Annotated in this window: 29 protein-coding genes; 11 read left to right on the forward strand and 18 right to left on the reverse strand. The window is 68.2% G+C overall.

Annotation, left to right across the window (positions count from 1 at the left end; translation table 11 throughout):
• Nucleotides 1-127 precede the first annotated feature (127 nt).
• Nucleotides 128-1,204 carry a hypothetical protein gene (locus ABQE44_RS18750; RefSeq protein ID WP_448431290.1) on the forward strand — a complete coding sequence of 359 codons (1,077 nt, stop codon included), beginning with the start codon at nucleotides 128-130 and terminating at the stop codon, nucleotides 1,202-1,204.
• Nucleotides 1,205-1,208: 4 nt separating this feature from the next.
• On the opposite strand, the gene ABQE44_RS18755 is transcribed toward ABQE44_RS18750, so the two are convergent.
• The 6 genes from ABQE44_RS18755 to ABQE44_RS18780 are packed head-to-tail and all read right to left on the reverse strand — an operon-like array spanning nucleotide 1,209 to nucleotide 5,635.
• On the reverse strand, nucleotides 1,209-2,021 hold the full coding sequence (locus tag ABQE44_RS18755; protein WP_448431292.1) for an SDR family NAD(P)-dependent oxidoreductase: 813 nt from the start codon (nucleotides 2,019-2,021) through the stop codon (nucleotides 1,209-1,211).
• A complete protein-coding gene (locus ABQE44_RS18760; RefSeq protein ID WP_448431294.1) occupies nucleotides 2,018-2,503 on the reverse strand; it encodes a nuclear transport factor 2 family protein in 486 nt (161 codons plus the stop codon). Before ABQE44_RS18760 ends, ABQE44_RS18755 begins: the two co-directional genes overlap by 4 nt.
• Before the next feature lie 9 nt (nucleotides 2,504-2,512).
• Entirely contained in the window at nucleotides 2,513-3,364 is an 852-nt protein-coding gene (locus ABQE44_RS18765) for an LLM class F420-dependent oxidoreductase (protein ID WP_448394645.1), read from the reverse strand.
• A 10-nt stretch (nucleotides 3,365-3,374) separates the two neighbouring features.
• The gene (locus tag ABQE44_RS18770; RefSeq protein ID WP_448431296.1) at nucleotides 3,375-4,175 is read right to left on the reverse strand and encodes an SDR family NAD(P)-dependent oxidoreductase; all 801 of its coding nucleotides are present in this window, start codon (nucleotides 4,173-4,175) and stop codon (nucleotides 3,375-3,377) included.
• A gap of 14 nt (nucleotides 4,176-4,189) precedes the next feature.
• Nucleotides 4,190-4,492: a ferredoxin gene (locus ABQE44_RS18775; RefSeq protein WP_448431298.1), complete on the reverse strand. Its 303-nt coding sequence runs from the start codon at nucleotides 4,490-4,492 to the stop codon at nucleotides 4,190-4,192.
• Nucleotides 4,493-5,635 (reverse strand): 3-ketosteroid-9-alpha-monooxygenase, oxygenase component, encoded by a 1,143-nt coding sequence (locus ABQE44_RS18780; RefSeq protein WP_448431300.1) that lies wholly within the window; start codon nucleotides 5,633-5,635, stop codon nucleotides 4,493-4,495.
• Nucleotides 5,636-5,691: 56 nt separating this feature from the next.
• Between ABQE44_RS18780 and ABQE44_RS18785 the strand changes: the two genes are divergently transcribed.
• Nucleotides 5,692-7,455, forward strand: coding sequence for a 3-ketosteroid-delta-1-dehydrogenase (locus ABQE44_RS18785; protein ID WP_448431302.1), 1,764 nt, complete (start codon nucleotides 5,692-5,694; stop codon nucleotides 7,453-7,455).
• Here ABQE44_RS18785 and ABQE44_RS18790 read toward each other — a convergent pair.
• Nucleotides 7,452-8,102, reverse strand: a complete 651-nt coding sequence (locus ABQE44_RS18790) for a PadR family transcriptional regulator (RefSeq protein ID WP_448394678.1) — start codon at nucleotides 8,100-8,102, stop codon at nucleotides 7,452-7,454. The two genes, ABQE44_RS18785 and ABQE44_RS18790, sit on opposite strands and share 4 nt — an antisense overlap.
• Nucleotides 8,103-8,233: 131 nt before the next feature.
• On the opposite strand from ABQE44_RS18790, the gene ABQE44_RS18795 reads away from it, so the two are divergent.
• From ABQE44_RS18795 to ABQE44_RS18810, 4 genes are read left to right on the forward strand one after another with little or no spacing between them, the layout of a single operon-like run.
• Nucleotides 8,234-9,793 (forward strand): FAD-binding protein, encoded by a 1,560-nt coding sequence (locus ABQE44_RS18795; RefSeq protein WP_448431394.1) that lies wholly within the window; start codon nucleotides 8,234-8,236, stop codon nucleotides 9,791-9,793.
• Nucleotides 9,790-10,359, forward strand: coding sequence for a PaaI family thioesterase (locus ABQE44_RS18800; protein ID WP_448431304.1), 570 nt, complete (start codon nucleotides 9,790-9,792; stop codon nucleotides 10,357-10,359). The genes ABQE44_RS18795 and ABQE44_RS18800 overlap by 4 nt, the downstream gene beginning before the upstream one ends.
• A 57-nt stretch (nucleotides 10,360-10,416) precedes the next feature.
• Nucleotides 10,417-11,223: an SDR family NAD(P)-dependent oxidoreductase gene (locus tag ABQE44_RS18805; RefSeq protein WP_448431306.1), complete on the forward strand. Its 807-nt coding sequence runs from the start codon at nucleotides 10,417-10,419 to the stop codon at nucleotides 11,221-11,223.
• Nucleotides 11,224-11,233: 10 nt separating this feature from the next.
• On the forward strand, nucleotides 11,234-12,286 hold the full coding sequence (locus tag ABQE44_RS18810; RefSeq protein ID WP_448431308.1) for an NAD(P)H-dependent amine dehydrogenase family protein: 1,053 nt from the start codon (nucleotides 11,234-11,236) through the stop codon (nucleotides 12,284-12,286).
• An 81-nt stretch (nucleotides 12,287-12,367) separates the two neighbouring features.
• Here the strand turns inward: ABQE44_RS18810 and ABQE44_RS18815 are convergent, their stop codons facing one another.
• The 11 genes from ABQE44_RS18815 to ABQE44_RS18865 form a co-directional block, all read right to left on the reverse strand.
• On the reverse strand, nucleotides 12,368-12,841 hold the full coding sequence (locus tag ABQE44_RS18815; protein ID WP_448431310.1) for an SRPBCC family protein: 474 nt from the start codon (nucleotides 12,839-12,841) through the stop codon (nucleotides 12,368-12,370).
• Nucleotides 12,838-13,158, reverse strand: a complete 321-nt coding sequence (locus ABQE44_RS18820) for an ArsR/SmtB family transcription factor (RefSeq protein WP_448394636.1) — start codon at nucleotides 13,156-13,158, stop codon at nucleotides 12,838-12,840. Before ABQE44_RS18820 ends, ABQE44_RS18815 begins: the two co-directional genes overlap by 4 nt.
• Before the next feature lie 15 nt (nucleotides 13,159-13,173).
• Nucleotides 13,174-14,043, reverse strand: coding sequence for a DegV family protein (locus tag ABQE44_RS18825; protein WP_448431312.1), 870 nt, complete (start codon nucleotides 14,041-14,043; stop codon nucleotides 13,174-13,176).
• Nucleotides 14,034-14,765, reverse strand: coding sequence for a diglucosylglycerate octanoyltransferase (gene octT / locus ABQE44_RS18830; protein WP_448394634.1), 732 nt, complete (start codon nucleotides 14,763-14,765; stop codon nucleotides 14,034-14,036). Before octT ends, ABQE44_RS18825 begins: the two co-directional genes overlap by 10 nt.
• Nucleotides 14,755-15,423, reverse strand: a complete 669-nt coding sequence (gene gpgP / locus ABQE44_RS18835) for a glucosyl-3-phosphoglycerate phosphatase (RefSeq protein WP_448431314.1) — start codon at nucleotides 15,421-15,423, stop codon at nucleotides 14,755-14,757. The genes octT and gpgP overlap by 11 nt, the downstream gene beginning before the upstream one ends.
• Entirely contained in the window at nucleotides 15,420-15,788 is a 369-nt protein-coding gene (gene rsfS / locus ABQE44_RS18840) for a ribosome silencing factor (protein ID WP_448394632.1), read from the reverse strand. The genes gpgP and rsfS overlap by 4 nt, the downstream gene beginning before the upstream one ends.
• A complete protein-coding gene (nadD, locus tag ABQE44_RS18845) occupies nucleotides 15,785-16,426 on the reverse strand; it encodes a nicotinate-nucleotide adenylyltransferase (RefSeq protein WP_448394631.1) in 642 nt (213 codons plus the stop codon). Before nadD ends, rsfS begins: the two co-directional genes overlap by 4 nt.
• A gap of 90 nt (nucleotides 16,427-16,516) precedes the next feature.
• Nucleotides 16,517-17,965, reverse strand: coding sequence for a vWA domain-containing protein (locus tag ABQE44_RS18850; protein WP_448431316.1), 1,449 nt, complete (start codon nucleotides 17,963-17,965; stop codon nucleotides 16,517-16,519).
• A gap of 1 nt (nucleotide 17,966) precedes the next feature.
• A complete protein-coding gene (locus tag ABQE44_RS18855; RefSeq protein ID WP_448431318.1) occupies nucleotides 17,967-18,842 on the reverse strand; it encodes an AAA family ATPase in 876 nt (291 codons plus the stop codon).
• A 16-nt stretch (nucleotides 18,843-18,858) separates the two neighbouring features.
• Nucleotides 18,859-20,115, reverse strand: a complete 1,257-nt coding sequence (locus tag ABQE44_RS18860) for a glutamate-5-semialdehyde dehydrogenase (protein ID WP_448394628.1) — start codon at nucleotides 20,113-20,115, stop codon at nucleotides 18,859-18,861.
• Nucleotides 20,115-21,137: a GlxA family transcriptional regulator gene (locus ABQE44_RS18865; protein ID WP_448394627.1), complete on the reverse strand. Its 1,023-nt coding sequence runs from the start codon at nucleotides 21,135-21,137 to the stop codon at nucleotides 20,115-20,117. Before ABQE44_RS18865 ends, ABQE44_RS18860 begins: the two co-directional genes overlap by 1 nt.
• A 91-nt stretch (nucleotides 21,138-21,228) precedes the next feature.
• Here ABQE44_RS18865 and ABQE44_RS18870 point away from each other — a divergent pair, with 91 nt between their 5' ends.
• From ABQE44_RS18870 to ABQE44_RS18890, 5 genes are all read left to right on the forward strand, one after another.
• Entirely contained in the window at nucleotides 21,229-21,903 is a 675-nt protein-coding gene (locus ABQE44_RS18870; protein WP_448431320.1) for an HD domain-containing protein, read from the forward strand.
• 28 nt (nucleotides 21,904-21,931) lie between these two features.
• Entirely contained in the window at nucleotides 21,932-22,789 is an 858-nt protein-coding gene (locus ABQE44_RS18875; RefSeq protein ID WP_448394625.1) for a ribokinase, read from the forward strand.
• Nucleotides 22,786-23,622: an enoyl-CoA hydratase/isomerase family protein gene (locus ABQE44_RS18880; protein ID WP_448431322.1), complete on the forward strand. Its 837-nt coding sequence runs from the start codon at nucleotides 22,786-22,788 to the stop codon at nucleotides 23,620-23,622. Before ABQE44_RS18875 ends, ABQE44_RS18880 begins: the two co-directional genes overlap by 4 nt.
• Before the next feature lie 109 nt (nucleotides 23,623-23,731).
• Nucleotides 23,732-24,061 carry an ArsR/SmtB family transcription factor gene (locus tag ABQE44_RS18885; RefSeq protein WP_448431324.1) on the forward strand — a complete coding sequence of 110 codons (330 nt, stop codon included), beginning with the start codon at nucleotides 23,732-23,734 and terminating at the stop codon, nucleotides 24,059-24,061.
• Nucleotides 24,061-24,672 carry a cation efflux transmembrane domain-containing protein gene (locus tag ABQE44_RS18890; protein WP_448394622.1) on the forward strand — a complete coding sequence of 204 codons (612 nt, stop codon included), beginning with the start codon at nucleotides 24,061-24,063 and terminating at the stop codon, nucleotides 24,670-24,672. Before ABQE44_RS18885 ends, ABQE44_RS18890 begins: the two co-directional genes overlap by 1 nt.

The following is a 24,672-nucleotide window of genomic DNA, read 5'->3' on the forward strand; positions in this document are numbered from 1 at the left end:
AGCCCCTTGAAACCCGCCGAAAAGGGGGCTTTCATGTCTGTTCGGCGGGAAGACCGGCGTAAAAGCGGTGTCCCGATGACCGGACAGGTGCACGGTCGACCGCCACCGAACGCGCCAGAATCAAGCCATGCTTACCGAACAGCAGCGGATGGAGCTTTCCGACGTCCTGCGGCCGGCGTCGCCGCCGCGGGAGATCGACGATGTCTACACCGACGACCAACGCGAGCGGTTGCTCGATGTGGTTCGCACCCAGGGTCCGTGGCGGCTGATCATCGCCCAGCACTTCGCGTCGGCCGAGGAGCTGATGGCCACCATGAGCGGAATGTTCCCCGAGGGGTTCACCCCGTCGCTGGACCTGTTTCTGACCGCGACGTTCCGCGGCTATCTGGCGAACTACGGCACGGTGCTCTACCCGGAGTTGCACGACTGCTTCTACAACAAGCGGTTCGTCGACCTGGCCAAGAGCTACTGGAACGCGGAATACGCCAAGCCGCAGATGATGCTGTTCAACATCAACGGGCCGTGCGCCAACCGCGATCCCGGTCATCTGGACTCCCCGAGCTTTCGCGGTGTGCGCCACGAGAACGCGCCGACCTGGCTGTGCAGCGTGATGGGCAAGTCCGGGCTGTTCCAGGACTACCTGATCAAGATGGCGCAGGTGATCGCCTGGTTCTCCCTCGATGAGGGCAGCGGTTTCACCTACTGGCCCGACGGTCCGCTCAAGGAGCCGCGCCGTGTCCGGCCGCCGATCTACAACCGCGGTGTGCTGGTGCAGAACGAGATGATGGTGCATCGCGGCGAGGCGAACGGGCCGCTGGAGCAGCAGACCCCGCCGGGCCTGGCTTTCGACACCGTGTTCACCGGTGACCCCGCCGATCGTGACCATTGGCTGCTCAAGAATGGCGACGACGTGATCGCCCGGCACCACACCGACGAACTGCGGTTCCTGGTGCACTGGTCGGCCGAGGTGTTCACCGACTTCGACGAGCTGAAGAAGAACATGGACGGCAGCGACGACCTCACCGTCGACAAGGCCATCGACATGCTCGTCGACGACGTGCACAAGAAGGGCATCAAGCTCGACGTGCCTGCCGAACCGCTACACGACCCGGAGTTCATCGCCGCGCTCAACGCGGTCTACGACCTGGGCGGTCCGACCAGCTACCCGGAGGAAGCGCCGATCAGCGCCTTCCAGCTGACCTGACGCGTCAGCGCACGACGACGTCGCTGGGCGGGCGCGGTGCGCCCAGCATGTCCCGGTGCGACGGCGGCTGTCGGCCGTCCTCGTCGGTGATGCCGTAGCGCTGGGCGAGTTCGGCGGCGATCAGGGTGTGCCCGCTGTACTGGCCGCGCTGCGGGTCGCGGTACAGCGCGTCGATCACATGCCCGACGAACTCGGGGGTTTCGGCGTGCTGCGCCATGGCCGCCAGGGCTTCGGGCTTGCCGTCGAAAGCGTTGCGCAGCTTGGCCGTCAGCAGGATTCCCATCCAGATCGATGCGGTGTGCACGGGGGTGCCGCGGAAGTCGACGGCCATATCGGCGGTCATCTTGTCGAGGCCGGCCTTCTGCGCCCCGTAGGCGGGTCCGTGCATGTAGCACACCGAACCCGGCGAGGACGTGAAGGTGATCAGCCCCCGCTCGGCACGAAGCAGCAGCGGGGCCGCGAAATACGACGCGACATACGCCGAGCGCAGGCCGACATCGAGGATTTCGGCCAAGTCGATGGGCTTGTCCCAGAACGGTTTCGGGTCGGTCAGCGCGTCGTGTACCGCGGCGGCGTTGTTGACGAGCAGGTCCAGCCGGCCGTTCTCGGCGCCCACCCGGCGAAACAGCGCGGCCACGGCGTCGTCGTCGCGGTGATCGAGCGGCGCCGCGATCACACCGTCGCCGCCGTCGGTGACGCTGCGGCCGGTCGCGTACACCCGCCAGCCGCGCGCCACCAGCGCCCGCGCGATGCCGAGGCCCGCGCCGCGGCTGGCGCCCGTCACGACGGCGACGGGCGGGTCGTGGTTTTCGGTCACGAGAGCCGCCCCGCGATACCGTCCGACAACAGCGTTCGCGCCTCGGCGCGGCCGTCGAGTGTGCGGGTGGCGCGGTGGGTGATCTGCCAGCGCCCGTCGATCCGCTTGAGCCGGAAGTGGTTTGCGGCTGCGCGCCACACCGCGTAGCCGTCCTCGCGCCGGGTCACCACCAACGATTCGCACACCGCGGTCGCCTCATCGCCGTGCACGGTGACCACTGCCGGACCGAGGAAGTGGGCGCAGCCGCGCTCGATCAGGCCGCGGTGGGCGTCGGAGGCCACCATGGCGGCGACGTCGGCGCGGCTGCGCATCGGCCAGCCCTCGACGTCGTAGGCGCCGTCGACCGCCCACAGCCCGGCCGCCGCCTCAGCCTCACCCGCATCGACCAGCGGGCCGTAGGACGCGATGATCCGTTCGATCGCACGCTCGTCCTCGACGCGGGAAAGCCGCGCTTCCAGTTCTGCCAGTCGGTCGTCGGTCACGACGGCTCCTCACATGTCGTCGGCCACCGTGCGTAGCGCGCCGAGTTGGTCACAGTAGTCGTCGGGGTTCCGGGCCGCCAAGGAGCAGGTGACGGAAGTGGCACCCAGGTCGGCCAGCTTGCGCAACCTGCGCACCGTCGTATCGGCATCGCCGCGGGGGTCCAGCGGGCCGACCGGTAACACGACGTCGAACTGCGGCGGAAGTTCTACGGCGGCAAGCAGTCTGGCGATCTCGGCGCTGCGCAGCCCGAAGGGCATCCAGCCGTCGGCCAACTCGACCGCGCGGCGCAGCGACCGGGCGCTGCGGCCACCCACCCAGATCGGCACCCGTGGCTGCACCGCGCACGGTTCGACCACCATCGCGTCGTACCGGTAGTACTCGCCGTCGTACGCCGGGTGCGGTGTGGACAGCGACGCCCGCAGGGCACGGATCGCGTCGTCGGAGCGCCTACCCCGGTCCGCCCACGCGGCACCGAGCAGGTCGAACTCGGCGGACAGCGAGCCGACGCCGACGCCGAGCACCAGCCGTCCACCGCTGATGCGGTCCAGCGTGCCGTAGCGCTTCGCGAGCGCCAGCGGGTGGTGATATCCCAATACCACCACCGACGTGGCCAGCCGGATGCGTGCGGTGCGCGCCGCCAGAAACGCCAACGTGGCCAGTGGATCCCAGTAGACCGAGCCGCGCACCGAGGCGTCGTCGTCGGGGACGGCGACATGCTCCGAACACGTCAGGTAGTCGAACCCGAGTTCGTCGGCCGTCTGTGCGATCCGCGCGATGTCCTCGATACCGGCGTCGCGCTCCCACGCGCCGGCCACGCCGGGCATCTGGATGACCACCGGTGTCGACAATCCGATTCGCACAGCTTCAGTTCTAGTCGATGTCGGCGTTTCCGATGAGCTGCTGTATCGCGCGGTGGGCTCCCAGCACCACTTTCGCGCGGTCCGGATGGGTGCGCCGCGCGACGTCGTCGGCGTTGCCGCCTGCGACGAACACCGGACCGTTGGGAAGTTGTTCCAGTCCTTCGCGGGCCACGTCCTCCGGTTCGGCCACGCGCATGCCCGGGACGTCGAAGTTCAGCCCGACGCGTTCCATCGCCGGCGTGCGGGTCACGCCCAGCACCAACTCCAGCACGTGCACGTCGTAATCCCGCAGTTCCAGCCACAAACTCTCGGCGAAGATGCGGCCGAACGCCTTCACCCCGCCGTAGATGGTGTGTCGCATCGAGCCCAGGTAACCCACCATCGAGCCGACCAGCAGGATTCCGCCACGGCGACGCTCACGCATCGGCCGGGCGAAATGCTGGACCAAGGCGAGCATGGTGCCGACGTTGAGGTCGATGACCCGTTGGAATTCCGCGAGGTCACCGTCGAGGAAGTTCTCGCTGCAGGTGTTGGCGCCCGCGTTGTAGATCAGCAGTCCCACCTCGAGGCCGTCGGTGGCCTCGATGACGCGCTGTACCGCGTCCTGGTGCACCAAATCGACTGACAGGGTGCGGACTTCGACGCCGTGTTCGCGACACGCGGCGGCGGCGGCTTCCAGCGGGCCGGGTTTTCGCGCCAGCAAGACGAGATTGAGGCCCGAGCGCGCGAGTAACCGTGCGAACTCCGCGCCGACGCCCTCTGATCCGCCGGCGATCACCGCCCATGGCCCGTATCTCGCGAGATCTGTCATAGCCCGATTCTGCGTCACGACGACGACGCGTCATCGGGGACGTCTGGCGCTTCGTCGACGATGCGCACTGTGCCGCTGTTCACCGCCTCGTCGATCGAGTCCCGCAGGTCCGAACACGCCAGGAACACGCCGCCGCCGTGCGTGTTGAGCTCTGCTGCCTGCCGTCGTTGCGGACACCGCGCGGTCGCTTGCGCGTTCCATTGGATGCTGGTCTGTTGCCAGCTGCTCTTACGCACGAGTACTTCAGCGGCGCAGCGGCTGCACCGCACCGGCACCGGCGGCAGGTCCTGCAGGCGGTTGTCGGTCCGGACAGCCATTTAAGCCTGCGCGGCGCGTGCGGCGGTGTTTTTGATGTTGTCCTCGATCTGCTGCTGCCACGCCTCGCGGGGGCGGGTGACATCGATCTCGTACTCGAACCGGTCGACCATGTCCGGTTCGACGTCGGCGACGTCGACGTAGAACTGCTCATACCAGCGCCGCAGCTGATAGACCGGGCCGTCTTCCTCGCACAGCAGCGGGTTGTCGATGCGGGCCTTGTTCTTCCAGATCGCCACGTCCTGCTCAAAGCCCATCTTGACCCAGTCCCCCAGCGCGATCGCCGTGGCCATCGCGGCCTCCTCCGGCAGGCTCGCGGACTTCTTGACGATGATCCCATACTGCAGCACGAAGGAATTCGCGTCGATCGGGTAATGACAGTTGAGCAGAATCGTGTTCTGGTCTTCGTGCTCGAAATGATAGGTCAGATCGTCGATCATGAACGACGGGCCGAAATACGATGCCGCCGAGGTGGTGCCGAGCATCTTCGGTTGGTCCTCCGGGTGGGGGATGTCTTCCCGGGCACCGCTGTTCATGTACTGCGTGGCGACGTGTCCTTCGAAGATGTTCTTGAAGTAGGTCGGCATCGACCCGTGAATGTAGAAGAAGTGCGCCATATCGACGACGTTGTCGATGATCTCGCGACAGTTGGTGTGCACCACCGTGGTGTACCAGTGCCAGTCGGTCCACTCGTCGCTGCCGGCGCCTTCGATGCGCGGAATCGTCACCTCGTCCGGCGGCGGATTGCCCTCGGGGTCGTTCCACACGAACAGCATCCCGTCCTGCTCCAGCGTCAACCAGGTCCTGGTCCGGGCCAGCCGCGGCGCCCGCTTGCTGTAGGGCACCTTCTTGCAGCGGCCGTCACCGCCCCACCGCCAGTCGTGGAAGGGGCACGCGATCTCGTTACCCTTGACCTCACCCTGGGACAGGTCACCGCCCATGTGCCGGCAGTAGGCGTCGAGCACATTGATCCTGCCGTCACCGCTGCGGAACACCACCAGCTTCTGGCCGAAAGCGTTGACGGTGTGCGGCGTACCGTCCCCGAGTTCGCGCGCCAGGCCCAGGCAGTGCCAGCCGCGAGCGAACCGTGTCGGCGCCTGCTCTGTTTCGATTTCGCGGACCTCGACATCAGGCTGCAGCGTCATGGCTTGAGTTCTACCGCAAAAACCGACCGGGTTCGAAGATCGTCCCGCTGGTAGGGATGCTGAATTCGGGCTGCGGCGGCGGCTCTCTACTGTCGACAAACGTGACGACTTGCAACTCAAGCACCATCCCCGCCGGGTTAGGGATCGACGACACCGTCGTCGACCTTCTGGTCGTCGGCGCGGGCACCGGGATGGCCGCTGCGCTGGCCGCCAACGAGCTCGGGTTGTCCGTTCTGCTCGTCGAGAAGTCCTCGCATGTCGGGGGTTCGACCGCAAGGTCCGGCGGTGCGCTGTGGATTCCGGCGAGCCCAGTCCTCGAAGAGAACCGCGCCGGTGACACGCCGTCGCGCGCGCAGCAGTACCTGGACTCGGTCGTCGCCGAAACCGCGCCCCGACACCGCTCCACAGCGTTTCTCGCACACGTCGGACAGACGGTCGAGTTGCTGCGGCGGACCACGCCGATGCGGCTGTTCTGGGCGAAGGACTATTCCGACTATCACGCCGAGAAGCCCGGCGGCAGCGCGGCGGGACGCACCTGCGAATGCCGGCCGTTGAACACCTCGATCCTCGGCGCGTACCGGAGCCGGTTACGCGGCGGGGTGATGGAGGTCAAGATCCCGATGCCCACCACCGGTGCCGATTACCGCTGGCTGAACCTGATGTCGCGGGTGCCGCGCAAGGGGTTGCCGACGGTCGCCAAACGCCTCGGCCAAGGGGTGGGCGGGCTGCTGCTCGGCCGCCGTTACGCCGCGGGCGGTCAGGCGCTGGCCGCCGGCCTGTTCGCCGGTGTGCTGCGCGAGAACATCCCGATCTGGACCGATACCGCGTTGCGCCGCCTGACCACCGAGAACGGCAGGGTCACCGGCGCCGTCGTCGACCACGACGGGCGCGAGGTGACCGTCACCGCGCGGCGCGGTGTCGTGTTGGCGGCCGGCGGCTTCGACCACAGCATGGAGATGCGGTGGAAGTTTCAGTCCGACGCCCTCGGCGAGCATATGAGCCTGGGCGCCGACACCAACACCGGTGACGCGATCTGCTGCGCTCAAGAGCTCGGCGGCGCAATCGATCTGATGGATCAGGCATGGTGGTTCCCTGCTGTCGCACCGCTGCCCGGGGCGGCTCCATTGGTGATGCTGGCCGAACGGTCGCTGCCCGGCTCGGTGATCGTCGACCAGAACGGCACCAGGTTCGTCAACGAGGCAACGGATTACATGTCGTTCGGGCAGCGGGTTCTGCAGCGCGAACGTGCGGGCACTCCAGTCGAATCGATGTGGATTGTGTTCGACCAGCAGTACCGCAACAGCTACGTCTTTGCCGCAGAATTGTTCCCACGGATGGCCATTCCGCAGGCCTGGTATGACGCCGGCATCGCACACCGCTCGTCCGATCTCGCTGAGTTGGCAGCGCTGATGGGAGTTCCGGCGTCGCAGTTCACCGTGACGATGACGCGGTTCAACGATATGGCGCGTGCCGGTCACGACACCGACTTCCACCGCGGAGGTGGCGCCTACGACCGCTACTACGGCGACCCGACCATCAAACCCAACCCGAACCTGCGGGCCCTCGACAAGGGGCCGTTCTATGCGGTCAAGATGGTGCTCAGCGATCTGGGCACGTGCGGCGGTCTTCGTGCCGACGACCGAGCCCGGGTGCTGCGCGAAGACGGCAGCGTCATCGAGGGTCTGTACGCGATCGGCAATACCGCGGCCAATGCGTTCGGTGCCGCGTATCCCGGCGCGGGCGCGACCATCGCCCAGGGTCTGGTGTTCGGATACATCGCGGCGCGGCACGCCGCCAGCGTCGCGGAGCCGACCGGCTAGTCGGACTCTTCGGCCTCGGCCTTCTTCTCGATCTCGTACCAGTATTCCGGCTTGGGCCAAGGGATTCCGGCCTCCGTGCCGCCGGTGGCCTGGGCAAACACGGCCTGCGCCTCGTCGAGGTCCTTGATCATCTGCAAAGTCAGTTCGCGCTCTGCGGCGTAATGGCGCTCGGCCCACTGCAATCCGACGCGGGCGAACGCCCACGCCGGCTCCACGTCGGCCCAGCGCGCATCCTTGGCCGCCTCGGCGTGCATCTGCTCCGCCCAAGCCAGGTGCTCCTGCAAGATCTCCTTGAGCCGGGCCGGATTGGTCAGATGGCCCAACGTCACCCGCAAGATCGCGCTGTGCTTGAGCACCGGCGGATCCAGCGGCGCCTCGTTGGCCCACCGGGTCACCGCCTCCATACCGGATTCGGTGATCTTGTACAGCCGACGGTTGCGGGCGCCTGCGCTGCTCTCCACCCGCGACGTGACATAACCGTGCTCTTCGAGCTTCTTCAGCTCGGAGTAGATCTGGCTGTAGGCCGGGCTGCCGTAGAAGAACCGCATGCTCCAGCTGATCCATTTGCGGATGTCGTAACCGGACAGCTCCGTGTCGTACGACAGCATGCCCAGCAGCGCCCACGCGGTCGCTGTCAGGTTCGGCATCGCCGAGGTCGGTTCCACCGGTCAAGGCTATCAACGGCGGTGTCGGCGACCTTGTCAGCTGCCGCTCACCGGGACGCACAAATCACCGGCTCTGCCTGCGATGGAAGACTGTGGTCGTTGTCGATGCGGCGATGGAGGCAGATGTGGTGGCGTATGACCAGGTCGTGGATGTCCTGGTGGTCGGGTCGGGCGGCGGTGTCACCGGCGCCTATACCGCGGCGCGCGAAGGTCTTTCGGTGGCGCTGGTCGAGGCGACCGACAAGTTCGGCGGAACCACGGCCTATTCGGGCGGCGGCGGGATGTGGTTTCCGTGCAACCCGGTGCTCAACCGCGCGGGCAGCGACGACACCGTCGAGGACGCCCTGGCCTACTTCCACGCCGTCGTCGGCGACCGCACACCGCGGCAGCTGCAGGAAACCTACGTTCGCGGCGGCGCCGCGCTCATCGAATACCTGGAAGCCGACCGGCATTTCGAGTTCGCCGTGCTGCCGTGGCCCGACTATTTCGGCGCGGTGCGCGGCGCGCGAACCGACGGTCTGCGTCACATCGTCGCCAAGCCGGTTCCGGCAGCACGGCTCGGACCGTACGCCGGGTCGGTGCGCGGACCGCTCGACAGCGAGCGGCTCGGCGTCCCCCAGCCCGATTCGCTGACCGGTGGACGTGCGCTGGTCGGGCGGTTCATCGCCGCGATGGTCGACATGCCCAACGCCACAATGCATCTCAATTCTGCGCTGGTGGAGCTGATCACGGAGGACGGCACCGTGGTGGGCGCGGTCCTGGAACGTGAAGGCAAGCGGGTGGCCGTCGGCGCCCGACGTGGTGTGCTGCTGGCGGCGGGCGGATTCGAACACAACCACCGCATGCGTGCACGCTATGGAGTACCCGGCCGCGCCGAGGACACCATGGGAGCACCCGGCAACACCGGCGCCGCGCACGAAGCCGCGATCGCGGTCGGCGCGTCCACCGATTTGATGGACCAGGCGTGGTGGTCACCGGGGTTGACCCATCCCGACGGCCGTTCGGCGTTCGCGCTGTGGTTCACCGGCGGCATCTTCGTCAACCAGGCCGGAGACCGCTTCGTCAACGAATCCGCACCCTACGACCGGCTCGGCCGCGAGATGATCGGCCAGATCGACAGTGGGGCACTGCGGTTGCCGTGCTGGATGGTCTACGACGACCGGGAGGGCGAGGTGCCGCCGGTCAAGGCGACCAACGTGTCAATGGTCGAAACCGACCGTTACCGCGCCGCAAGCCTGTGGCACTCCGCGGACACGTTGGAGGGACTCGCGCAGCTGATCGACGTGCCCGCCGACCGCCTCGCGGCCACAGTGAAGCGTTTCAACGACCTGGTGGCCCGCGGCGAAGACGAGGACTTCGGCCGCGGCAACGAAGCCTACGACCGGGCGTTTTCGGGTGGACGGCTGCCGATGGTCCCGATCGACAAGCCGCCGTTTCACGCCGCGGCCTTCGGGCTGTCCGATCTGGGCACCAAAGGCGGACTGCGCACCGACAGCCGCGCGCGGGTACTGGACGCGTCGGAGCGGCCGATCCCGGGCCTGTACGCGGCCGGGAACACGATGGCGGCGGTCAGCGGCACCGCCTACCCCGGCGGCGGCAACCCGATCGGCGCGTCGATGCTGTTCAGCCATCTGGCCGCGCTCGACATGACATCGCGGGGACCGCGCGCGTGACCGACGACTTCGAACCGCTCACGCAGTCGGTGCGGCAGCTCATCGACGCCACCATCCGCAGCGAAGTGAACCGCGACGTGGCCGCAGAGGCCAAGGCGCACGTCGACCGGGCCGTGGAACTGTTGTCCGCCGAGTTGATGCCCGGTTCCTACGGGGTGCGCGCCACCGCCGACGGCCGGCCGACCGCACTGGGCAATGTGTTGATCGGGGCCCGCAACGCCGTCGCTCCCCCGCTGGTGATCCACCACGAGCCGGGCGGGCGCGCAGCCACGGAATTCGAACTCGGGGCAGCCTACGAAGGCCCCGCGGGACACGTGCACGGCGGGGTCTGCGCGCTGATCCTCGACCACGTGCTCGCCGCACCCGCCCACCAACCGGAAAAGCCCGCCGTCACCGGAACCATCACTGTGCGCTACGTGCGCCCGACCCGGCTGGGCCGACTGCGCGCCGAGGCGTGGGTCGACCGCGTCGACGGAGTCAAGACCTACGTCGTCGGCCATATCGCCGACGCCGAAGGGGCCACGGTCGAGGCGTCCGGCGTGTTCATCCAGCCCAAGCGACCGTGATTCCAACGATCGGGACATCCGGGTGACACCTGGTTCCCGACAGTGTTGTATCGGCCCATGGCATCTCTTCAGCGATACACCGACCGTCGTGTGCTGATCACCGGCGGTGGTTCAGGCATCGGGCAGGCCACCGTCCTTCGCATCCTCGACGAGGGCGGCCGCGTGGTGGCCGCCGACATCAGCGAGGCCGGATTGAAGGACACCGTCGCCAAGGCCGAACCGCACGGTGACCGGCTCACCACATTGGTGATGGACATCAGCAGCGAACCGTCGGTGCAGGCCGGCGTCGCCGAGGCGGTGCGGACGCTGGGAGCGCTGGATACCCTCGTCAACGCGGCCGGTGTGTTGCGCTCGGCGCACTTTCTGGATACCACGCTGACCGACTTCGAGCAGGTGCTTCGGGTCAACCTGATCGGCACCTTCCTGGTGACCCGCGAAGCGATCCCGGCCCTGCGCATGGGCACCAAACCCGCTGTGGTGAATTTCAGTTCGACGTCGGCGGCGTTCGCGCATCCGTACATGTCGGCCTATGCCGCGTCCAAGGGCGGCATCCAGGCGATGACGCACGCGTTGGCCCTCGAGTTCGCCAAGGAGGGCATCCGGTTCAATTCCGTTCAGCCGGGCTCGATTTCGTCGGGTATGACCGACGGCACCGGCGAATCCAAGCAGAGCGTCGGGCCCGGTCTGCCCGCCGACATTGACTTCTCCCTCTTCGGCAAGATTCAGCCCGTGCTGCACGTCGACGACGGGACGATGTTCGCCAAACCCGACGCGGTCGCCGCGGTGGTCGCGATGCTGGGCTGCACCGACGCCTACTTCGTGACCGGCACCGAGGTTCGCGTCGACGGCGGCACCCACATGTAACCTCCTGCAGATGAACGCACCACCCCGGCCCCTTCGCGTCATCCAATGGACCACCGGCAACATCGGCCGCCGGTCACTGCACGCCATTCTCGGCCGCGACGACATGCAGCTGGTCGGTGTCTACGCCCACGGCGCCGACAAGGTCGGCGTCGACGCCGCGGAGCTGTCGGGCTGGCCCGAACCGACCGGGGTGGCCGCCACCAACGACATCGACGCGCTGCTGGCCCTTGCGCCCGACGCCTGCTGCTACAACCCGCTGTGGCCGAACATCGACGAGCTGGTCCGCCTGCTGGAAGCCGGCGTCAACGTCTGCTCGAGCGCGGCATGGATCACCGGCGGCAAGCAGTCGCCCGAAGATCTCGACCGCATCCGAAAAGCCTGCGAGAACGGCAATTCCACGATCTTCGGCAGCGGAGCGCATCCGGGGATGTCCAACATGGTCGGCATGGTGCTGTCCGGTGCGTGCGAACGGGTCGACGAGATTCGCATCACCGAGTCGGTGGACTGCTCGACCTATGAGTCCGCGGGAACCCAGACCGCGATGGGGTTTTCGCAAGATCCCGACACACCGGGTCTGGCCGAGAGCGTGCGCCGGGAAAGCGAGGTCTTCGCCGAATCCGCCGCGATGATGGCCGATGCCATCGGCACGAAACTGGACCGGATGACGTTCGACGTGACGTTCACCGCCGCCACCGGCGACAGCGATCTGGGCTTCATGCAGATTCCGGCGGGCACGGTGGCCGGGGTGCACGGCTATCACCGCGGCTGGGTCGGCGATCACAATGTGGTCAGCGTGGGGTTCAACTGGATCATGGGCAGCCACGTCACCCCGCCCAAACCGCTCGAACACGGCCACGTCATTCAGGTTTTCGGATTGCCCAATATGCGCACCGTGCTGCACTGTCTGCCGCCCGAGGACTGGGCCGAACCCGGCTTCATGGGGCTGGGCATGATCTACACGGCGCTGCCGGTGACCAACGCGGTGCCTGCCGTCGTCGCCGCCGAACCGGGCATCGTCACGCTCAAGGACCTGCCGCCGATCACCGGGCGTGCCGCGGTCTGACCCTCGAGGCGCCGAGCGCACAGCTACGTACGGTTTTCTCGACAGTTTCCGTACCAGGGTGAGCGCTCGCGCCGGTGGGGGTTAGTCGACCAGACCGGCGTAGCGATGCAGATACAGCGGCCAACCGCCGTCGCCGCCAACACCTTCCGCGACCGCCTGCCAACCCTCGCCGTGGCGCTCGATGTGACGGTGTTCGAGATCGACGCGGGTACGGTCGGCGGCCTCGGCGGTGAAACGGACTTCGACTTCACTACACCGGGCACTGTCGGTTTCCAGCTGCCAGGTCGGCCCGATGTTCCAGGTGAAGACGACCCGGTGCGGCGGCTCGTAGGCGACGATGGTCGCCCATTTGCACAGGCTGCCGTCCACGCCACGGTCATAGATGTGCCCGCCGACGCGGGGTTCGAAGACCGTCTCGGCGATCGGACCGCTGAGCAGATTGTGCTCACGCGGCTTGAAATCCCCGAACTGCTCGGTGAATACGCGAAACGCCCGCTCGAGCGGTGCGGCCACGACGACATGGTGGCGGATGATTTCGGGCCGGGTTTGCGTCATGGTTGGTCACCTTCCATAGATTCGACGGTCTCCTTGAAGCCGGCCAGCGTCTGCGCCCAGAACCGGTCGAGGTAGTCGCGCAACGCGATCAACCCGTCGTGGTTGACGCGGTAGATCCGCCGCGTTCCGGCGATCGATTCGACCACCAGATCGGCGTCCTTGAGTACGCGCAGATGCTGAGATACCGCAGGCCGGGAAATCGGCAGCTGTTCGGCCAACACCCCGACGGCCGCCGGTCCGTCGGCCAGCTTCTCCAAAATCGAGCGCCGGGTCTTGTCGCCCAGTGCGTCGAGGACAGCGGATGCAGAGGCGGACACATCCGTAAGTCTACGCTAACGGTAAGTCTGTATCAACCGTTCGTCGTTACTTACGGATTTCTGGACGACGACGCCCACTGCCCCTGCGCCCACGTGGATCGACAGCACCGGCCCCATATCGGAGACCGTGAGCGACTCGATCTGCGGGAGCCGCGTCGTCAACTCCGCACCGATCGCGTCGGCGCCATCATGGTTGTCGACGTGGTGCACCGCGACCGCGGCCCGACCGTCACCGACCACGTCGACCACCCGGTCCACCATCGCCGCGTGTGCCTTGGTGACCGTGCGGACCCGCTGATCCAGCACCAACCGCCCGTCGACGTCCAGGCACAGCAGCGGTTTGACCGCCAGCGCGGTGCCAAGCCACGACGCGGCAGCCCGGATGCGTCCGCTGCGGCGCAGGTTGTCGAGGCGGTGCACGACGACGTATACGCTGCCGCGGTCGGCAGCCTCACGTGCGGTGGTTTCCACGGTGTCGAGGTCCGCACCGGATGCCGCGGCACGCGCGGCGCTCAACGCGACGAAACCCACCCCCATCGCGACCGATCGCGAGTTGACCACCCGCACCGCCGGGCCGAACTCGCGGGCGACCTGCACCGCCGAACTGTACGAGCTAGACAGGGCCGCCGAAAGGTGCACGGCCACAACGCCGTCGCCGCCGCTGTCCTGTAGCGCCTGTCCATAGGCTTCGGCGAGTTCGGCCGGCGTCGCCCCCGCGGTACTGGCGCGCGCCAGCTCGTGGACGTCGTAGGGCACCTCGTCGACGCCGTCGCGCAGATCGACCTGGTCGACGAGCACGTGTAGCGGCACCTGCCGGATCTGCCACTGCTTGAGCTCGTCGGGATGCAGCCGCGACGAGGAGTCCGTGACTACGACTACGGACACGAGACCCCTGCCTCCACCAGTGCTTTGAGCATCAGTTCGGCAACGGCCTGGTGGCCTTCGAAGTTCCAATGGATGCCGTCGGGGTTGCCCTGGCCGGACATCACGTATTCGCCGACGGCCGCCTTGAGGTCGACGAGCGCGATGTCGTGCTGTTGCGCCCACTCGGTGATCGCCCGCACGGTCTGGTCGCGGCCGCTGTGCACCTTGGCGTAGGTGTCGGCGATGTGCACTGACGGCAGGCACGCCACCACGGGAATGCCCGGACGATTGAAATCGATGGCGCTGCGGGTCATTTCGAGGTACGCCGCCGACAGGTGCCCGGGAAGGGCCGGGCGCGCCACCGGCGAAAGCCGCGGCTGCAGCCACCCGTAGCCGTCGCGCACCCAGCGTCGTAGCCACGGCGGACGCACATAGCGGATCAGCTCACGCAGCGCGGTCGGCAGCGGCGACGGAAGCGAGTCCATGCCGCCGGTCGCAAAGATCACCGCTCCCGCGCGCGGCAACGCCGCCCACGCCCGCGGATCCTGGGTGGCCGCCCACCACACGTCGCGGCAGGTCCAGCCGATCCGCCCGATCAGCTCGACGTCCCAACCCAGTTGTCGGGCAACGATATTCGGCCAGATCCTGGGGTCATCGGACGGCAGCCCGCCGGTCGGCCCGTAGTAGGACAGCGAGTCGCAGAAGATGAGCAGGGTCGGACGGGGTGGCGGATCACAAGACATCGTTGGCAACCTGCGCCGAGGCGTTCCACACATCGAGGCGCCAGCGGATGTGCTCGGCGGGGGCGTCGGCGTCGCTGTGCCCGGACAGCTGTACCCAGCTGGCGTTGCCCATGCCGCCCAGGATCGGCCAGTTGTCGACCGGCAGTCGCAGCACGGCCGCCGTCAGCGCCGCGATCAGCCCGCCGTGGGCGACCAGCACCACCGGCCGTTCGGGTGCCTCAAGGCCCCAGTCGGGCTGGTCGACGACCAACTCGGTGACCAACGGCATGGCCCGGGTGGCGACGTCGACCCGGCTCTCCCCGCCGTGCGGTGCCCAGCGGGCGTCCTCGCGCCAGGCCAACCGCGCGCCGGGCGCGACGGCGTCGACCTCGAGGTGCGTCATCCCCTGCCAGTCGCCGAGATGGGTCTCGCGCAGTCGGGTGTCGACCAGCACCGGCAGCCCGGCGCGGTCCCCCAGTACCACGGCGGTGTCCAGCGCACGGCGCAGGTCCGAGGACACGATGACCCGCGGCTGGCGTTTGGCCAGCACCTCGGCGGCCGCGACCGCCTGCTCGCGGCCCAACTCCGACAGGTCGGTGTCGAGCTGGCCTTGCATGCGGCTGCCCGCGTTGTACTCGGTCTGGCCGTGGCGCAACATGACCAGGCGGCGGATCCTCACGTCTGGCCGTCCAGGTCGACGGGTACTTCCGGACAGTCGCGCCAGAGCCGGTCCAGCGCATAGAAGTTGCGTTCGTCCTGGTGCTGGATGTGCACGACGATGTCGACATAGTCGAGCAGGGTCCAGCGCCCCTCGCGCGCGCCCTCGCGGCGCGCCGGCTTGTACCCGGCCACCCGCATCTTCTCCTCGACCTCGTCGACGATGGCGTTGACCTGACGCTCGTTGGCGGCCGAAGCGATGACGAAACAGTCGGTGATCACCAGCTGGCTCGAGACGTCGATGACGACGACGTCGTCGGCCAATTTGGCTGCGGCGGCCCGCGCGGCCACCGTGGCCATCTGGATCGCTTCGTCAGAGGCGCTCATTGCTGCCTTCCCTGGGTCGCTAACGGTGGGGCGGCGTAGAGCTGGCGCTTCGCCACGTACTGAACCACGCCGTCGGGCACCAAATACCAGATCGGACGGTTCTGCTCGGCGCGTTGCCGGCAGTCGGTCGACGAGATCGCCAGCGCGGGCACCTCCACGAGGGTCAACGCGTCCTCAGGCAGTTGTTTGCCCGCGGCCGCGACGTGCTCACCGTCCAGCTCGTAGCCGGGTCTGCTGACGCCGACGAACTTCGCGATGGCGAACATCTCCTCCCAGTTCTGCCAGGACAGGATCGACGCCAACGCATCGGCGCCGGTGATGAAGTACAACTCGCTGTCCGGGTTGAGGGCATGCAGATCGTTCAGCGTGTCCTTGGTGTAGGTGGGTCCGCCGCGGTCGATGTCGACGCGGCTGACATTGAATCGCGGGTTGGAGGCGGTGGCGATCACGGTCATCAGGTAGCGGTCCTCGGCTGCGGTGACGTCGCGGTGGTGCTTCTGCCACGGTTGGCCGGTCGGCACGAACACCACCTCGTCGAGCTCGAACAGGTCGGCCACCTCGCTGGCGGCGACCAGGTGTCCGTTGTGGATGGGATCGAACGTCCCACCCATCACCCCGAGCCTGCGTCCAAAAGCCACAAACAGCGAGCTTACTTCTCGCGCCGAATGTGGGGTCGTGTCACGGTTCGGGCCGCCGAGGCGTGCGGGTAACCCACGTTCGCGCCGTACTCAGACGGGGAGCAGCGCATCGATCACGCCCGCCAGCTGTTTGGCCGAGCGGCATTCGTGCATGGGAATGGCGTCCTCGTAGCGCGGCACGGCTGAATCGCCGCTGCCCCACAGATGCCTGGGCTCGGGGTTGAGCCAGTGCGCGTGGCGGCTGGAGTTGACCATGTGGGCCAGCAGCTCGGTCTCCGGATTGCGGTAGTTGTTGCGGCCGTCGCCGAGCACCAACAGGGAGCTGCGCGGCGACAGCACGTTGGGCCACCCGTCCAGAAACGACACGAACGCGTGGCCGTAGTCGGAGTGCCCGTCGCGGGTGTACACCGCCGCCTCGCGGGTGATGCGCTGCACCGCGACGGCCAGATCGGCGTCCGGGCCGAACAGTTCGGTCACTTCGTCGGTGGTGTCGATGAACGCGAAAATCCGCACCCGACTGAACTGCTGGCGCAGCGCGTGCACCAGCAGCAGCGTGAAGTGGCTGAACCCGGCCACCGAACCCGACACGTCGCACAGCACCACCAGCTCGGGACGCGCCGGGTGCGGCTTTTTGAGCACCACGTCGATCGGCACCCCACCGGTCGACATCGACTTGCGCAGCGTCTTGCGCAGGTCGATTTCACCCGCCCGGGACCGGCGCCGACGCGCCGCCAGCCGGGTCGCCAACGTACGCGCCAGCGGCGCGACCACCCGGCGCATCTGGTTGAGCTGCTCGCCCGACGCGCGCAGGAACTCGACGTTCTCGGCGAGCTGCGGCACCCCGTACATCTGCACGTGATCGCGGCCGAGCTGCTCGGCGGTGCGCCGCTTGGTCTCGGCCTCCACCATCTTGCGCAGCTGCGTGATGCGTTGGGCCGCCATCGCTTTGGCGATCTGCTCCTGGGTGGGCGTCGGCTCGTCACCGTAGGGCGCCAGCAGCCCCGCCAGTAGCCTGCCCTCGAGGTCGTCGAGGTTCATCGCCTTGAGCGCCTGATACGACGAGTACGACGGGCCGCGGCTGGAGTTGTACCGGCCGTAGGCCTCGACGATTTGAGCGATCATCGCGGCCATCCGCTCGTCGAGGTTGGCCAGCTCCTCGTTGTCGGCCAACAGATCCAGCAGCACCGCGCGCATCGCCTCGACGTCCTCGGGCGGCAACCCTTCCTCATCCAGCAACGGTTGGTCGTCGTCGTCGAGCAGCACGGTCCTGGCGCCCAGCGCCGCGGGGAACCACAGATCGAACATCGCGTCGTAGGTGTCGCGGTGATCGGGGCGGCGCAGCACCGCGCACGCGATGCCCTCGCGCAGCGCCTCCCGGTTGCCCAGGCCCAGCACCGAGATCACCCGGCCGGCGTCGACGGTCTCCGACGGCCCGACCGAGATCCCTTGGTTACGCAGCGCTTCGACGAACCCGACCAAGTGGCCGGGGATACCGTGCGGCGCCAGCGGCTGCGGCGGACGGGTGCGGCGGACGGCCATATCAGTTCAGCCTGAGCTCGCCGCTGGCCTTGATCTGATCGGACTGGTGTTTGAGCACCACGCCCAGCGTGGCCGCGATGGTCGCGTCGTCGATGGTGTCCATCCCGAGCGCCAACACGGTGCGGCCCCAGTCGATGGTCTCGGCCACCGACGGCAGCTTCTTGAGCTGCATCCCGCGCAGCACCCCGATGATGCGGACCAACTCGGCGGCCAGATGCTCGGGTAGCTCGGGCACCCGCGACAGCAGGATGCGCCGCTCCAGCTCGGCATCGGGAAAGTCGATGTGCAAGAACAGGCAACGCCGCTTGAGCGCCTCGGAAAGCTCGCGGGTGGCGTTGGAGGTCAGCAGCACGAACGGGGCACGTTCGGCGCTGATCGTGCCCAGCTCCGGGACCGTCACCGCGAAGTCCGATAGCACCTCCAAAAGCAGACCCTCGATCTCGATGTCGGCCTTGTCGGTTTCGTCGATCAGCAGCACGGTCGGCTCGGTGCGCCGGATCGCGGTCAGTAGCGGGCGCGACAGCAGGAACTCCTCGGAGAACACGTCGTCGCGGGTCGCATCCCAATCGCCGGAACCGGCCTGGATACGGAGTATCTGCTTGGCGTGGTTCCACTCGTAGAGGGCCCGCGCCTCGTCGACCCCCTCGTAGCACTGCAGCCGCACCAGACCCGAGCCGGTCGACTGCGCGACCGCACGGGCCAGCTCGGTCTTGCCGACCCCGGCGGGCCCTTCGACCAGTAGTGGCTTGCCCAGCTGGTCGGCGAGGAAGACCGCGGTGGCTGTAGCGGTGTCGGGCAGATAGCCGGTTTCGGCCAGCCGCCGCGCGACATCGTCGATGTCGGCGAACAGCGGCGCCGGGCGTGCGGGGACAGTCAAGGTAGTAACTCCTGATTCAGGCCGGGCGGGTGTGGCCAGTCACGGGCGAGCCCCACACGATCCACTTGGTTGATGTCAGTTCGGGCAGCCCCATCGGGCCGCGGGCGTGCAGCTTCTGGGTCGAGATGCCGATCTCGGCGCCGAACCCGAACTGCTCACCGTCGGTGAACGCCGTCGACGCGTTGACCATCACCGCGGCCGCGTCGACCTGAGCGGTGAAGCGTTGGGCCGCAGCCAGATCGGTGGCCACGATGGCCTCGGTGTGCCCGGTGCCGAACTCGTTGATGTGGGCGATCGCGCCGTCGACGCCGTCGACCACCGCCAGCGCGATGTCCATCGACAGGAACTCGGCGCGCAACTGGTCCTCGGACGGGCTGCCGTGCACGGCCACCCCGGCGTCGGAAAGCGCCTTGGTCAACCTCGGCACCGCCTGCTCGGCGATCGCGGCGTCGACGAGCACCGACTCGGCGGCGTTGCAGACGCTGGGCCTGCGCGTCTTGGCGTTCAGCAGGATCCGCTCGGCGACGTCGAGGTCGGCCGACTTGTCAACGTAGACATGGCAGTTGCCCACCCCGGTCTCGATCGTCGGCACCGTCGCGTCGCGCACCACGGCGTCGATGAGGCCGGCCCCGCCGCGCGGGATGACGACGTCGACGAGGCCGCGAGCCTGAATCAGGTGGGTGACGCTGGCCCGGTCCTCGCTGGGCAGCAGCTGCACGACGTCGGCGTCGAGCAGTTCGGTGGCCAACGCCGCGCGCAACGCGTCGACCAGGGCTGCGTTGGAGCGCGCCGCGGACGAGCTGCCCCGCAACAGCACCGCGTTACCGGATTTCAGCGTCAGACCGAACGCGTCAACGGTGACGTTGGGCCTGCCCTCGTAGACGATGCCGACCACGCCGAGGGGGACCCGCACCTGGCGCAGCTGCAGCCCATTGGGCAGGGTGCTGCCGCGCAGCACCTCGCCGAGCGGGTCGGGCAGCCGCGCGACCTGCCGCAGCCCGTCGGCGATGCCTTCGATGCGGTTTGGGTTCAGCGCGAGCCGGTCGAGCATGGCCTCGGGTGTGCCCGCGGCTCTGGCCGCCTCGAGGTCGGCTTCGTTGGCTGCGAGGACCTCGCTGACGTGCATCAGCAGGTGGTCGGCGGCGGTGTTGAGCGCACGGTTCTTGGTTTCGGTGCTCAGGGTGGCCAGCGCGCGGGCCGCGACGCGGGCACGGCGGGCAGCGTCGTGGACGTGTTCGCGCAAACCGGGTAGCGAGGGGGCCTGCACAGTCATTACCCCAGCGTATCGAACGGTGTCCGGGCCGTTGGACACGTGTCGGGTAGGCGCGGATGGTAGCTCGACCGGTACTTCTGCGGCGGAACGCCGACCAGGCGCCCGAAGTGATGGCGCAGTGCGGCCTCCGAGCCAAAACCGGACTCCTCGGCTACCCGGTGCACCGGCAGGTCGGTGGCTTCCAACAGTCGCCGGGCGTGATCCACCCGCATCCGCACCAGCAGGTCCAACGGCGTCGTACCGAGGTAATCGCGGAAGTGCCTGCTGAGGCTGCGCACGCTCATCGTCGCGTGATCGGCGATCGCCTTGAGGTCCAGCGGAGCCTGCGCGTTGCGTCGCATCCAGTCCACCGTGTCCTGAAGTGGATGTCCGGCCGGCGCCGGATCGAGGTGCTCGACGAACTGGGACTGCCCGCCGCCGCGCCATGCCGGCATCACCAGCCGGCGTGCGGCGGCGGCCGCCAGCTCGGCGCCGTGGTCGGCGCGGACGAGGTGCAAACACAGGTCGAGCCCGGCGCCGACGCCGGCCGAGCAGAGGGTTCGACCGTTGTCGACGAACAGCACCGTGGGGTCGACGTCGACGGCCGGATACCGGCGCGCGAGCTCGGCGGCCAGTTGCCAGTGGGTGGTGGCGCGGACGCCGTCGAGCAGGCCTGCGGCGGCGACGGTGAAGGCGCCGACGCAGATCGAGGCGACACGGCTTCCGCCCGCCGCCGCCGCCCGCAGCGCGGCGGTCACATCGGGATCGGGCGGTTCGAGAAACTTCTCCGAGCCGGCGACCACCACGATGTCCGCGCCGACGACAGCGTCGAGGTCGTGATCGGTGTGCAACCGCATCTCACCCCACGCCGCGACGGTGGCCACCGAACCACCCGGGGCGCACACCCGGATCTCGTAAACCGGTGCGCCGAGCGCAGATTCGGTGGCAGCCCGGTTCGCCATCCCGAACACCTGCCCCGGCGTCATCACCTCGAACCCGATGGCCCGCGGCGGGGCCAGCACCGCAACCGTGCGCACTCCCATGGCTAGATCTTAAAGAAGTTTGTCTTTCCAGCCACTAGATCGGTGCAGCTGTGTTCCGCCAGTCTCGGCATCAACCGACGAAAGGACGACCATGACATCGTTCGAACTGCCCGACTCCGACCTGGCCGTGTCCGCGCGCCGGCTGGCCGAAGAGGTATCTCCGGAGTTCGTTTACCACCACTGCGTGCGCAGCTATCTTTTCGCCCGCGAGCTGGCCGCCGGCGACGGGCTGCGCGCAGGCCGCGACTACGACGACGAACTGGTCTTCGTGGCGTGCCTGCTGCACGACCTCGGGGTTACCGACTACGCCAACGGTGACCAGCGGTTCGAGGTCGACGGCGCCGACGCCGCCGCGCGGTTCCTCCGCAACCAAGGCGTCGATGAAGCCCGCACCGCGACCGTGTGGAGCACCATCGCGCTGCACACCAGCCCCGGCCTGGCGCATCGCTTCGGCGCGGTCCAAGGAGTCGCCCAGCGCGGCATCGCGACCGACGTCGTCGGGCTGGGCCGCGAACAGCTCAGGTCGGGTTTCGCCGAGCGGGTGCACGCCGCCTGGCCGCGCCACGATCTGGGCTATGCGCTGGCCGAGGTGATCGCACGCCAGGTGCACCACAATCCCGCCAAGGGTGAGCCGTTGACGTTTCCCGCCCACGTGCACGCCGTGTACTACCCCGACGCCGGGGCGCTGTCGTGGTTCGACCTGGTCGCGGCGGCCGGGTGGAACGACCAGCCCCCAACGGTTGTCAAACCGCACAGCGCTCTTTAACGTCCGGAGAGTGGCGCGGGTGTGCGTAGTGGGCAGCGTGAATCTCGATCTCATCTTCGCCGTGGACGACCTACCCCGACCCGGCCAGACCGTGCTGGCGTCGTCGATGTCGACGTCGCCGGGCGGCAAGGGCGGCAACCAGGCAGTGGCCGCGGCGCGGGCCGGCGCCCGGGTGCGTTTGGTCGCGGCGCTGGGCAGCGACGCGGCGGCCGACCAGCTGCGGGCGCACCTGCGCGCTAATGACGTCGGGCTCGACGGCGTGGTCAGCCTGGCAGGGCCCAGCGGCACCGCCATCATCACGGTCGACTCCTCGGCCGAGAACACCATCGCGGTGGCCCCCGGCGCCAACGCCGCGCTGAGCGTGGACTCCCCCGAGGCGCAGGCCGTCATCGCCGACTGCGACGTGATGCTGCTGCAACTGGAAATCCCCGTCGCCACCGCCATCGCTGCCGCGCGGACCGCACGCACCGCAGGCGCGGTCGTCATCGTCAACGCCTCCCCGACCGGAGCCAAACCGCACCACCTGCTGACCCTGGCCGAGTTGGCCGACGTCGTCGTGGTCAACGAGGCCGAGGCGCGCGAATGGCACTGGCCGGTCCCGCACCTGGTGATCACCCGGGGCCGCCGCGGCGCCAGCTATCTCGGTGCCGACGAACGGTTCGACGTGCGCGCGCCGACGGTGAAAGCCGTCGACACCACCGGCGCGGGCGATGTGTTCGCCGGTGTGCTGGCAGCCGGGTGGCCCGACGGTCACGAGGACGCGCTGCGCCGCGCATGCGCAGCCGGGGCCCTCGCCACCCTGGTGCCGGGTGCGGGCGACTGCGCCCCCTACGCCGAGGCGATCGACGATGCGGTAACCATCCGAAAGGCAGAAAGGCAGTTATGACGACCACCCAGCCGAGCAGCAGCACACCCCGTCCACCCGACGGCGACTGGCTGGGCACCCCGTATCTGCGCTTCACCCGCCAGGGGCCGTTCGGGGTCTGCACCCTGGACCGGCCCGAGGCGCGCAACGCGATGACGCCTGCGATGTACTTCGGCATCCGCTACGCCGTGCGCCACGTCGACGCCGACCCCGACCTGGCCGGCCTGCTCATCACCGGGGCAGGCGACGTCTTCGCCCCGGGCGGCGACATGGGCGGCGGCGACGGCAGCGACAACTGGCTGACGTTCGGTTCGGCGCTGGGCATGGACGTGACGCCGTTCGAGACGCTGCGCCAGTCGGTCAAACCGGTGGTCTCGGCGGTCAACGGGCTGTGTCAGGGCGGCGGCCTGCAGATCGCGCTGTGCAGCGATATGGCGGTGGTCAGCGACCGGGCCACGTTCCGGGTGCCCGAACTGCTGCGCGGTATCGCCGACACGTACTACAGCCAGATGCTGACCCGGCTGATCGGACCGGTGCGCACCCGCGACCTGATGTTCACCGGCCGCACGCTGGACGCGCAGGAGGCGCTGGACTGGGGCATGGTGGCCCGGGTGGTGCCGCACGACGAGTTGCTCGAGCAGGCCCGCGAGGTGCTCACCCAGTGCGCCCGGACTGCGCCGGGTGCTCGGGGCGTGGTCAAGTCCAGCATCGACAACTATCTCGGGTTGTTCGACCGCATCGGGATGCAGTCATCGCTGGCCGGGCCCGAGATCATCGAGGGGTTCCGGTCGTTCAAGGAGCGACGTTCGCCGGACTGGGTGCACCCCGACCTGCGCGTCCACGGCCGCCTCTGAGTGGCGATTTCGGTGCGCCAACTAGCGCGTACCGCGTGTTTGCGCGCCGAAATCACATCACGACGGTTCAGCACTGGCTGAATACAGTAATTGTTGTACTGTTTCGCGCATGCAGACGGTCACCCAGCGAAACGCGTTGTCGCGGTTCGGCTACGCGCTCGCCGACCCGACGCGCTGCGAGATCCTGCTGCTCCTGCGCGACGGCCCCGGCTACCCCTCCGAGCTGGCCGACAAGATCGGGGTGTCGCGCCAGATCTTGTCCAACCACCTGGCGTGCCTACGCGGCTGCGGGCTGGTCGTCGCGCAGCCCGAAGGTCGGCGCAACCGCTACGAACTCGCCGACGCCCGGATCGCCCACGCGCTTAACGATCTGATCGGTCTGGTGCTGGCGGTCGACCCAGCCTGTTGTCCGGCGACCGATTCTCAGGAGTGCTGCTGATGCCGGCGACGACGGCGGCCCGGCGTGACGTCCTCATCCGCCGCGTCCGGCTGTTCGTAGCCGCGACCATCAGCTACAACGTGATCGAGGCGATCGTCGCGCTGGCCGAGGGCACTCGCGTGTCGTCGACGGCGCTGATCGGCTTCGGGCTCGACTCGGCCGTCGAAGTCGCCTCCGCGGCAGCGGTCGCCTGGCAGTTCGCGGCCCGGGACCCCGAGACACGGGAGAAGCCCACGCTGCGGTTCATCGCGTTCTCGTTCTTTGCGCTGGCGGCCTACATCACCGTCGACGCGGCGCTGTCGCTGTTCGGGATCGGCGAGGCGCGGCCGTCGCGCATCGGCATCGCGCTCGCCGCGCTGAGCCTGGTGATCATGCCGGTGCTGTCGTGGGCGCAGCGGCGCGCCGGACGCGAGCTGGGGTCGGCCTCGGCCGTTGCCGACTCCAAACAGACCTTGTTGTGTGCGTACTTGTCGGCGATCCTGCTGATCGGGCTGGTGCTCAATGCGCTGCTCGGGTGGTCGTGGACCGATCCGGTCGCCGCCCTGGGCATCGCTGCCATCGCCGTTCGTGAAGGCGTCAACGCCTGGCGCGGAGACACCTGCTGTTCATGA

This window comes from Mycolicibacterium sp. XJ2546 (assembly GCF_053483195.1).